The following is a 12,318-nucleotide window of genomic DNA, read 5'->3' as shown; positions in this document are numbered from 1 at the left end:
AAAATAAATACTTGTCTTCCCACATCCTTCTTTAAAATATAACCTTCAAACAAAAAAGAATGTTTTTTAAGATTAAAATTACGAAACATTTACGTTACATGTCGTTCTTTATAAAGTCAAAACTCGTTTCTAAACAAGGTCTCAAACTCTGATCATTCGCACCGATCTGCATGTAATTGCCGGCTAGAGACTGAAAGTAATCTAAACCTCTACCCATCACGATACGCCATCCACTACTTGTTTTAATTTCACGATCGTGTATTGTATCTGAGAATTCAAATGTAAATTGTATCTCATTTTCAAATAAACTGTCAGCAATTTGTTCAAAGGCTATATTATTCTCTTCTTTCTGCTCTCTATCATCAGATGAAGTTATGAGGTGAATTCTTTTGCAGTCCCCAATTTTCACGATCATCTCTGCCAATTTAATAAAATTGGAAATTTGATGCTTCAATCTAATATATGGATCCTGAATCGTAATTGATTCTGCACCGATAAAATAATTTTTAAATACATCTTCGTAACTATACCCGATGTCACCATACAGAATTTTGAGATTCTTCGGTTTAGCTTCAGTTTGTTTTATGAAATTCTCAGATTGAACCTCCGGAATTGGATCAGCGTCGAAATTCAGTTCCGGATTTATACTTTCGATTTGCAGAGTAGTATCTGTTCCTTTATTTAAAGAAATATCTTGAAGCACCGCTTTACTTTCTGGACAGTAAATAATTTTTTCAACGCCTGCCGCATTGATGTATGACAAATCAACACGACTGTATTCATCATCATCTTTCATTTTATCCATTTGTTCCTTTACTCTGCGTCGCCCTTCAATCGCATATTCCAAAATTTCGTCAAATTCCTCATCAGTTGGATTAGCGTCTGGATGAATAATTTTCAATAAGGCCATTGCTGTCTTCTGGATAGCTAAATCATCACGTCCTTCCACATTAGGCCCAAGTCTCATTTTAGATGACAGTATATTGCTGTATGCACTGCTGTTTTTAAGCATGTGATGAAATGCCTCTGCAAAATAATCGGTAATCAATCCATAGTTGGAAGCATACCATCTTGGATCCATTTTAGGAATTTCCCAGCCGGGTAAATAGTAAAAAAATCGATCTTGAATGGCAAAGTCAAATGCTTTTGGCAACGTTAAAAATAGTGAATGGTCAGAAGATCGCACTACCTGTTCTATAGAATGATCAATGTTACCGACAAAAGCAAAACTTGCATTAGCGATCACTTCTCGACCACGGCTAAATCTACCTTTAGCCATATAATCCTTCATAATTTGAATGGTATCTGTATCGGTAATTTTCAGGTTTCCGACCTCATCAAAGCCAATGGTATCCCAATACCCAACCAGACCAACTTTTTTCCGGGCATTATTGTAAAGTAAAGTTGCAGTACTCGCTTTACCACCACTAATTAAAGTACAGTACGGCGAGAACTCGCTGTAAAAGTGGGATTTTCCTGTTCCACGAGGACCCAGTTCGATAAAGTTATAATTCGCTTGAACCAACGGGATCAATCGTGCTAAAAAATGAAACTTCAATCGCTTTCCTTCCGGAACTCTGCCTTTATATTCTTTAGGAAGATTATCGATAATTTCAGGATTAATACCAACACTTCTAAGAACAACATTTATCCATTCTTCAGTTGTAAAGTTTCTTCGTCCTTCCAGAAATTTGTTAAAATCAAACCTAGATAACTGAATGGGTTTTAGATCTTCAATATAAAACGCATAATCATCATCTTCAATTTCATTGTAACCCACCGTAACTTCAGCCCATACTCCACCTTCAAGAAGCTTTTCATTGTCTTTGTAGAATTTTTCATTAATGGCAATACGGTTAGATCCAAAATTTTCCATCTCTGCCCAGTGTCGTTTTTCACGTTCTTTATATTTTACATGAATTCTGTCAATAAATTTATGTCGGCCTTTTTGCTGCACCATGGACTGCGCTTTATTTGCTTCATCTGGTCTAACATAGTTTTTTTCTACTACTTCTAAAACAGCTTTTTTACCCGCGATAATTTCTTCGGGATCATCTGTTGCACAATATTTTGCCAATAGAAATTCCAAAACAAAAGCCGGAACATTCGCCGCTTTTTTAATATCGTGAACCAAATCTTTTCTAACCACTTTTCCGGGATAGAATTCGTTTAATTTTAAATCTAATTCATCCATAATTTTACATGTAATTGGTTGTTAGTTTTAATTCTGAAAGGATCAATCCTGTAGCTGGTGATTTTGCATATACTGTAAATTCACCTTCGAAATCTTCCTCCATTGCCAATGAAAATTTCAATGTAGTGTTTTCTGCGATTTCAACATATCCAGTCGTTGAATTCACCGATTCTGACGGCGCTGGGCGACCAACGATTTTATCTCCACTCACCGCTTCAATCTGAACATCATTAATTTCTCCGAAAAGAGATTCTCCAAAAGCAGCGAGTTCTAAAGAGGGTCTTAATGTAGTGATGCTACCTGATGCCTTACCTTTGTAGGTTAGATTGATCTGAATATCGTCCTTTTGCGAAATTTTCTGCGGGCGATAAGTCAAACATGGTGTGATGATTTCCTGTAACGAAATACCTTCGTGAAAAAATTGCTTACCGCGTTCATAAGTAGCATAATTTTTTAAAAATAAAAATTGATCTACCTCCGAGGTTATACCTAATTCTGACGCTGACAATTCGACGTGGTCAGTATTTGTTGAACCCTTTCCAGCGAGGCATCGTGATTTTTGAAGGTACCAGTCTCCAACAGGTTTATGACTGTTGTTACCCGCTTTGAATTCATGTAGTAAAACAAATCCATGGTCGGCAGCCAATACAAATTCTTCATAACCTTCGTCTTTCAATTTACTGGAGATTTTAAGAATCTTCATCAATGCCTGTTCAATGAGCAACTGTGCATTATCTGGAGAATTCTCTCCTGCCTGATCAATTTCGGTTGTGGTCACAATCAACAGATCTGTCTTATTATATTTATCGGTCAAAACATCTTTATCCCACGCCCAGGAAGCTTTGTCTCCTAAAATTTGAGAAGTATATTTTATACGACTCTCCCGCGTAGATGATTCAACATCAGAGAAATAAGGTTCTAATTTGTCATTTTTTATTTTAAGTGATAAATTCGAAGCTGCTTTTGGCATTAAGGCTGCCATGGCGTATTTAGTAACTGTAGGAGAAAAGGCCAAAGCAGGTTCCAGTTCGGTATCAAACTGATTCCTTTCTAATCTTTCCTTCAGTTGACTTGCAAGTTCGTAACGCATTGCATCTGCTAAAAAATAAACGGTCTTTTTACCCGATTTTAAAAGTGGCTCTACTCTTTTGTCAAACAGATCAATATTCCGTTGAATCGAAAGGGTGCTCAATCCCTGGCCTTTCACTTGATCGAGAAAGGTTTTTTGTAAGTCTTCGACAAAAGTCAAATATGCATGTACGGCGTATTTATGAACTTCTTTTAATATCGGAGAAGCGGATATTAATTCAGCGTAACTTTTATCCAATTCTCTATGCAAGGTATCCAATTGGTGAACTTCGGCCGCATACCAATTTACTATTGCATTAAGATCAGTATATTTTTTTGCATCTGCGCTTAATTTTTCGACCAATTTTTTAATAAGATGTGCTTTTTTACCAATCAACCAGGAAGATCTTCGGTCATCATCATAGGTACTCCAAATAGATTCTTGGTTGAGCAATGTTTCCGCTTTTTTCAATTCACCGGAAACGAGTTTTTCTTTAAATTCATTAAAGAAAGTGGTGTCCTCAAAAGCAAAGGTATTGATCCGACCTAAGTCGGTCTCTTGCGCAAATAGTTTCGGCAAAGAAAGTTCTTCACTCACGCGCTGTGCCTGATTAACATAAATTTCTTCAACATCTTTTGTTTTTCTTAGTTGTGTACAAACCTGTTGAATTAAAACCATTGTATTTGGTTGTGCAAGCGGAACATCTTTAAGTTGTTTCGGTAATTCAATCGGCAAATCATGCACAAATTCACTGTATAAAACAAGGTTCCATAGTTCCTGCGAAACAGCCTGAAACTTTTGATTTTGTAAAGTAATCCCTAAAACGCTTTTCGTAAAAGCTTTTAATTCTTTATTCCAGGTTTTATCATTTAATAAAAAATCCTTTTGAGCCGTGGAAGGGATCAACATTGCGATCAGAATTTCTGTGTTTGATGATGCATTTAATCCGCTTTTTAATTTCGGATAATTATTGCCTCCCTGCAATGCATCGATTGCGTCGAAGGAAGGATATTTTTCATCTTTGAAAAACTCTTCAATTTTCGTTTCTTTCTCCGGAAGAGCGGCGAGACATAACTGCTTATATTCATCGGCAGCCTGATCGGGGTATATGCAACCACCGGAAGAAAATATAATGAAGGGATCGAAGGTGAGATCATCTGGATCACTTTTGTAAGCGAACGGCACGTACACTACTATTTTTGATTTTTTATTTTCAGGCATTATATTCACCCAAAAATCAAGTGCTTCTTCTCTTGCAGTAACCACATTTTCCGACGCATCAAAAACTTTGATGTCTTCATTTTCTAACCCGAGAACGATGTCTTTATAAAATAAATGGGGATCATAAATAACCAAACCATAACCTGAGCCCAGTTTTTTTTGAAAATGTTGATGGATATATTCTTTTATCATTCTTCTCTATTTAAAATTAAGAGCGGCTGCTTGATTTATTTTACAATTTCCCTTGTGTTTCTTTTGGTTTTACTGCACATATCTCTTCTAAACCATGCGCAATGGCCATGCTCAGATCTTTTTCGCATTTCTTGCGTACACGTTCCGGCCAAATACTGTAGGCTAAATGTGCCCAATCGTACTCTCCTTTTTCGAGTTGTTTCCAACAATCCTGGGTGGCTTTTTTCCATTTGGTGTGGCGGAAAAGATTGTGTAGTGGTGCAGCAGTGATGAGTACACCATCATCCTGGTTGGGTCGATAAGGCAAGTGAGCAACGCGAAGGATTTCTTCTTTGAAATCTTCCAGTTCTGCTAAAAATAATTTTTGATCTGCGTATTCTTTCCCCGAACCGTTCATTTCCAGTACTTCTACCTCTTTTGTAATTTCTTTGATCTTTGGCTCAACCAGTTCGTTGACCATTTTAAAAAGCGAAGCATCGTTCAGTTTTGGATAGTAGACCCAAACATTGAATTTGCCGGATGGAACACCAACATGCCAGTAAATTGGCGAAATTCTTTTATTGCGGGAATAATCCTTCAGGTGCGCATCAAAGAATTTAGAATGTTTATCAAATATTTCGGAAAGTTCATTTACTTTAAAATGCTCCATTAATTCTTCCTCAATAGTACCAAAGGTTTCCGGCCAAAAGTATTGAATGACCTCTTTTAATTTGCCGACGACCGGATTGATATCTGAAACGGTGGCAACATCTTCCAGAACTTTTATAGGATAGGGCATATCCCAGATTTCTCTTATTTGATCATGGTATTCCGGAAGTACCAAATCTAAGGTTGATTCTCTGGCTCCATATAAAAAAGGACTGTGATTTCTGGCTTTAAAGATATCTTCGTCACTCCATTCTTCCTTCCAATATTTAAACAAGCTGATGTCCCAACGACCAAATATTGATCCAATCAATATTGAAATAAAAGAATCAAAAAGAATTTGCTCCGTTTTTTCAAATGCTTTACCTTCGTTCTCATTACCCGCTTTCAATGTTATTTCATCAATATTCTGTTGATCTTCTTTGCTAATTCCAAAATAATCATAAACCAATTCATTCAATTCTTTAAGCTCCTCTTCATATAACTTTTTTTCCGTATTCAATTTGATTCGCCACACCTTACTAAACTCCAATAAATTTCTATATTTAAAAAAATCATTATTTGTGAATGCAGTACTTTTTTCCTCTATATTAAATGTAAATTTCACACGATTTCTCTGTCTAAATGTCATTTGTGCAAGACTATTTTTCAGTTCTTCGGGTAGTTCAGGGTAAGGTAATTTATTAACGGTGCCATTTATAAAAGTAGGTCGTTCAATCCACTCCATACTAAGTTTTATACAATAGTCAAAATATTTACTATTAAATAAAGCACAAGTAGAAAGAATTTCCTTTTCATTCTCGATAAATATTAAATATCTTTTAGCCCCTGATATACAGCCAGATTCGACAATATGCGGTTTAAAAATACTTGTTCTGTTAGCACAACTAAGTCCTTTCTTAAAATAATATTCTAAATTTTGTGGTCTTGATTTAATCTTTCCTTTTAAATTAAAAAAATTTTTAATTTCAATTCCATTTCTACTCCAGTTCACAACAGTATCTTGGTTCCTAAAGAACCGTTGACTTTCTCCGCCGGAAAGATAATTATAGAAACTGTTGACTTCCCACCTATTCCGGACAAATCTGAAATCATCTGAAGTTATTAAACCCTGGATAGCATTTCTTGATTTTGATTTAAACTTTTTTTCCTCTTTAAATAATTTTTCAGTCTTTAAATTTACCCAATAGGAAAAGGGTTCATTTGATATTGCTTTAAAAACTTTTGAATCTATTACATAAATATTTTTATCATTCTTTTTTGTAACCATTTCTTTTAAAGCTTTTTCCTTTATAGATTGATTAGTACATCTAAAAAAAATAGATTTTTGATGAGAAAGACCTTGTTTTAATACGTAAGCAGATGTTTCAACCATTGCATCGAGAACTCCCATTCCTAAATCTGCGAAATATTTTACAAAATTTTTATTAAGTAACTGTTCTGTTCTCCAGCGACTGTATGATCCTAAAAAAAAGATAGTTCGCGTGGTCAGACTTCCAACGTTTCCGTTTTCTTCTAGTAGCTCTAAAGTTCGGTCCACAAATACGGAGGCTAAATCGTATTTACTCAAAGAATAATTTGTATCAACGTAATTTTTAGACTTTTCTGCTGCTGCTCCAAAAGGCGGATTCATAACAATCACGTCATACTTTTTCCTGCATAACTCTATAAATGCAAATCCACGCGTGGTATCTTCGGCAAAGAGTAATTTCTGAAAAGCATCTTTACCTTCAGCATTTTCAGAGAAACGTTTTAAGGCTTTCAAAACTTCCTCTTCTGCAGTATCAAAAAAATCTTTGGTAATGTTCTGGCCTTTTCCGTAAATAGCGGCCATCTTCGCAACTTTCTCTTCGGCTTCGGTATCAAACAGGCCCAACTGAGCAGAACTGTTTTTGTATTTTTTATATTCTTCTTTGGTAATTTCAATTTCTTTCTTCAGTTCTTCTTCAATTTTCAGGAGAAGACCGGTTTCGCCCACCAATTGCATTTTATCCCAGATCAATTTTACCAGTTTCCCAATCGGTCCCGGCAGACTTTGGGTAAATTCAGCCAACAACTCCGGATCTCCCGGCATAGGTTCGGCAAGTACTAAATTACTCTTGCTGATCGCAGGCCGGTCTGCAGGATCTATATTTAATTTGTCAAAAGTTTTCTGGGCTCTTAACCATAAACTCAGTCCGGCGATCTGCAGCGCTCTGGGATCAATATCGACCCCATGAATATTGTACCGCAGAATAAATCCCGGTATCATCTTTATAAAATCCTCCCGAAGATGTTGTTCGCGAAGATCAGTAAACATTTTCGGGTGGTTGTCCCAAGCTTCAATATAGATCTGCTCATAAATATCAAAACAATACAATCCAAAGTGCATAGAACCACAAGCTGGATCCAGCATGAGAATATCGCGCGGATCTTTCAACGCCCGGAATTCAATATAATTTGCACCTTCAATTTGGGCATCGGGCGTAATTTCACCTTCTGTCAGGAAAATCTCCTGATCTCTTTTGACCATGTATTGGCATAGATCAACCAGCGCGGTCTGGCTTTTGGTCATTTCAAACCACTGTCTGCCCAAACTGTTGTCTACCAAAAACTGCACGACATATCTCGGGGTAAAAAACTGATTACGGACGGCCAATTCACGGCTGTTTCTTGGTGCTCCGGAAGCCTCGCGCATTTCGGAGATCTCTTCGCGGCCGTTATAGTATTGGTAGATCCAACCGATGGTTTCATCTTCGGTCCAAAGGTTTACTGGTTGCTGCCCTGTTTCCCGATAAATAGTTACTTCTTCGTCATTAATGATCGCCAAAAGATCAAGCAATACATTTTCTGAGGGGAATAATAAGGCATAAGGCGAAAAACGGTCAAACACTGCAGGTAGATCAATGGAGAGCTCATCGAAGACGTGACCAATATACCACGTGTAACGTGTAAACTCATCTGCAGTTTTGGCACCGCCGGTCAACTGATCATAGACAAGAAATCCTTCTGAATTAAAACTCTTGCGAACCGATTCGCGGATAATGTTTCGTTCTTCAGACATCCGTACTGCGGCTAAACGGTTTAGCACGGTAAAGGCCTGTTCCCTAACCAACTGCTGCACAGCTTCTGCTGCTTTATCATTTCCTGCGATTCCTTCTTCCAAATAATGAAGTCGCTGGCGAAGCAGTCTTGCAGTTTCAATATCTGAAGCTTTACGGGAGGTTAATTCTTCAACCAAAAGACAGGAACCATCCGGACGGATACCGTAGTACTGCTGTAACTGACTTTGAAATTCGTTCATCAACAACTTCTTTGCTGACTGAACGATGGATTTTATTTTATTTCTTGCGCCCTGCGTTAATGCCATTTTACCAGTTTATTTCGATTATTTTTCCGTCATCAAGATCTTTTCGTAACTGTTCCAGTTCCTTAATGATACTACTCAATTGTTGTTCATTTAAAATTCTTTTAGAAAAATTGCTCATGTTCTTATGTATGGTAATTTTCTTCATAATTGGATTTACGGGAGAAGTGCCACCAGGTTCCGGAGAAACTACAGGAGGAATAGGCACGGGAGTTTTTACATATTCTGTTATCTGTCCCCTAACTTCCGTAAAAGTATTATTGATGCTGTAATTAAGATTCAAAATTTCCTTAATTCCATCAAGACCCTGTTTGTTCTCGACGACCAAACTGCCAAGTTTTGACAACAAAACTTCCTTCTGCTCCTCTTTCAATTCGCTCCAGTCCTGATCATTTTTAATCTGATCAATTTCCGATTGAATTTTTATATTTTCTGTTGTCTGCAATTTTTGACAATAATCAGAACACAAGGTTTGAATATTTGATATTGCATTTTTCAGTTCAGAGGTTCTTTCAACAAAAGCTTCATCCGCGGTTATTTCTTTAACCAGATCGAAATCACTTTGAGTGCTTTCTTTAAGATCTTTAAGAAGACCTGAATCCGGGAGATTTTCTATATTTTTTCGTAAATCATTTGCTATTCTGAAAGATTTTTCCATCCCGTTTTCAAATCCTTTATGAACCTCTGTGATCCACATTAGATTTAGAAAAAGATCAGAATCATCTTTGCCCAATCTAAAGGCAGCATCTGATCCTTCTCCTTTCAAAACTTCAGCAATCCCGTCCTGTACTTCCTGAGCTCTTTCCTGCCCCGGAAGTTCCAGGTATTCCAGTTTGGTTTTGATCGCTGAATATTTGGTTTGAAATTCAGGGAAGAACCGTCTTACCACTTCTGCTATTTTATCCTGCAGCGGAGCAACCTGCTCCCCGGTCAACTGCGCAAGGCGTCTTACGGAAAGCGATAACATCTGCATGGTAGGTCTTTCGTTTGCCTGATAGGTAGAAATTCCAATTTTATTGAAGCCAATTACATTTTTTAATGCTTCGATCGCCTTTGGCCCCTTTACTTTGATATCATCACCGCTGATCCTTAATTTAACATCTGAGGCTAAGAACATCGCAGATACCAAGAACCGGGTGGTATCTTTGCTCCAACCGAACGGTGCTGAATCGAAATATTCCAAAAGCTTGCGGCCTTCTACCTGGTCTTCCTTGACAATATATTCTCTGATCGATCTGAGTGCTTCGGTTTCTAATTCTACACTGCCATCATTCTTTAGCAGGTCAAAATGATTGAGCGATGGAGGCAAGGTTTTTAAATCCGGAAAGTTCAGTAACTTCTCGGCATCAGAGCCGCCTACCACGATTGGAGCCTGGCGATACTTACTGTAGACCAGTTCTGCAACTTCTTTCAGTTTCCCGTTCGCTGAATCGCGGAGCTTGGCTCCATATGAGATCACAGGTTTATTATTCCCTCTAAATACAAATTCTCCTTTTTCAAAAGCCTGAACAATGGTTCGACGAACGACATCGATCAATCTTTTCGCTTCCTGATCCTGGCTGTTTAGATAGTCGATTATTTCTTTGTCCGAATGTCTGGTTCTGGTACCATAGATCATTTCGTTCTTAACAATATCGATTAGTTTATTGTCAAGATTTTTATCGTTCTTACCAATTAAAAACATTCTGGAATTTGCGATACTATCTGTACTGCTCTTAATTAAATCATCCCTTAATTTGTCATAAGAAGCAGGGTCTGCAATAATCACATCCATTTGAATTTCTTCATTGGGTTCCAGTAATTTATATACTTTCCCATCCTGATTAAGATTGATTCCCGTACGGACAGTTTTGGTATTTAAAAGTCGGGTCTGCGGAACGGGAGAAAAAATATCTTTAATAATATTTTCATATACTTTTCGGATATCTCCTGAGGTAGGATAAATTTTATTTTTTTCGTTCTCAATATTAATGATGGCATCGGTCATAAATCTTAATTCACCGTCGATCTCATTTAAAGTACAACCCGGCGTATCTTTTAAAGCTTCTACTATTTTCGAAACCTCGTCGTACATTGAGTTACTGGAAACATTGGGATGCATGAGGGCAGCAACATTTTTAGTGGAAAGATGAAAATCATCCAGCAACTGTAAAACTGCAATAGATTTGGAAACCTTTGCCTCTTCCGAAGTATCACCATAAATCCCTGTGATCTTATTAACGGCAGCGACAATATGGCTGTAGGATTTTCCGATATCTGCTTTTAACACATCATAAATGTGATAAGTAGTCGCTAATTTCCCGATCTCAAATTCTGCTAAATCCTTATCTTCTGAAGAAAGTTTTTCAGTCAACACGTCCTGAATTACTTTAATAGCAGACCTTAAACCAACACCACCTGTAATTTTCGCCAATCTTCCCAATAAAGATATAATGATCTCAAAGTGCTGTGGTAAGAAGGGATACAGATTGGTAAACAATTTTTCATCCAGCTCATCTTTGCTGTACATCGTTCTTTCACACTTTTCGAGTTTAGTGTAAAGACGAAGTTTATCTCCGTTCGTTTTGTATAATCCTTTAAGATGATCTGAAAAAACAGCTGACTTCCCTAAAATTCGTTGTGTACAAATCTCTTTAATATCAGAAGCTTCAATTTCAGCTTTGATCGGAAACCTGTCTTTTAGCTTGTATAATTTATCTGAATTTAGACGCGAGCTTGGATTATCTTCCGTTAACGTCTGCTGCGCCGTTGCGAGGAGCCAGGCCTTTCCTCCCCCAATATCTTTCAGGTTCTCCAGAGTTCCCTGCAATGATAGGATCAGACTCTCTTTTGCAGAAATATATTGGCCAACTTCATCGATAACAAAAATAATATTCTCTTTCCCAGTCATGAGTCGAATTGTTGAAAGCAGTTCTTCAATTTTCTGCTTATCGGTCCGCATATCATCAACTTTGGTTATTTTAAAAGCTTTGTCGTCCCTCCAGATTTCGGGATAGAATTCAGAAGCTAAAATGCTGGCAATTCCTTTAGCTCTTAGCTGGTCATTGATCTTTATTTCGTCCCAGTTCTTACCATGGACTTCCTTAATTTTAGAAACAAAGTCTGAAAGTCTGTTGTCTTTCTGTAGCATCTGTTCAAGATTTGCTAATTGTCCATCAGTAGAATAACCGGCAAGCTGATTAACTTTAGCAACTAAAAGTTCGAGTATCGGCGGAAGAGTTCCCCCTTTTATCTGCTCAGTCGCACAGTCCAATAGAATAACGGCAGGATCATATTGATCGACAATTGTTTTAAACATTCTGCTTGTTGCTTCAGAATTGATCCGGTGAGATAATCTGTCCATAAACAGCTGTCCATCAACCGTAAAATCTTTTTGAAGACCATACGCAAGATATTTCGCAAAAGAACTTTTACCAGAACCGTAAAAACCTGAAACCCAGATTCCAATTTCATTTGACCCGTCTAGCATACCATCCTTAAGCGCATCAAGGATTTTATCAAAGTTATCTTTTAATCTGTCCGTTACTACATATTCTGAAATCTCATTCTTCAGGTTAATTTCCGTAGCGTTTCCAAAAGTTACTACTTTTTCAATAGTGCGATAAATATTTTTTTCAGTGCCAAATATCTCTTTAATTTTTGCCATAATAT

At 37.2% G+C, this 12,318-nt stretch carries 4 protein-coding genes; all 4 read right to left on the bottom strand.

Features of this window, described 5'->3' with window-relative positions:
- Nucleotides 1-94: 94 nt before the first annotated feature.
- Genes brxL through brxC form a run of 4 tightly spaced genes read right to left on the bottom strand, consistent with a single transcriptional unit; the run spans nt 95 to nt 12,313 of the window.
- Nucleotides 95-2,194, bottom strand: coding sequence for a BREX system Lon protease-like protein BrxL (gene brxL / locus ACEYOS_RS07910; RefSeq protein ID WP_373707965.1), 2,100 nt, complete (start codon nt 2,192-2,194; stop codon nt 95-97).
- 4 nt (nt 2,195-2,198) lie between these two features.
- A complete protein-coding gene (locus ACEYOS_RS07905; RefSeq protein WP_373707966.1) occupies nt 2,199-4,676 on the bottom strand; it encodes a PglZ domain-containing protein in 2,478 nt (825 codons plus the stop codon).
- Nucleotides 4,677-4,716: 40 nt separating this feature from the next.
- On the bottom strand, nt 4,717-8,670 hold the full coding sequence (pglX, locus tag ACEYOS_RS07900) for a BREX-1 system adenine-specific DNA-methyltransferase PglX (protein WP_373707967.1): 3,954 nt from the start codon (nt 8,668-8,670) through the stop codon (nt 4,717-4,719).
- Between the two features lies 1 nt (nt 8,671).
- A complete protein-coding gene (brxC, locus tag ACEYOS_RS07895; RefSeq protein ID WP_373707968.1) occupies nt 8,672-12,313 on the bottom strand; it encodes a BREX system P-loop protein BrxC in 3,642 nt (1,213 codons plus the stop codon).
- Between the last annotated feature and the right edge of the window lie 5 nt (nt 12,314-12,318).

It is taken from the genome of Kaistella sp. (assembly GCF_041824135.1).
Classification (GTDB): Bacteria; Bacteroidota; Bacteroidia; order Flavobacteriales; family Weeksellaceae; genus Kaistella.
This window is presented reverse-complemented; position numbering and strand designations above follow the sequence as displayed.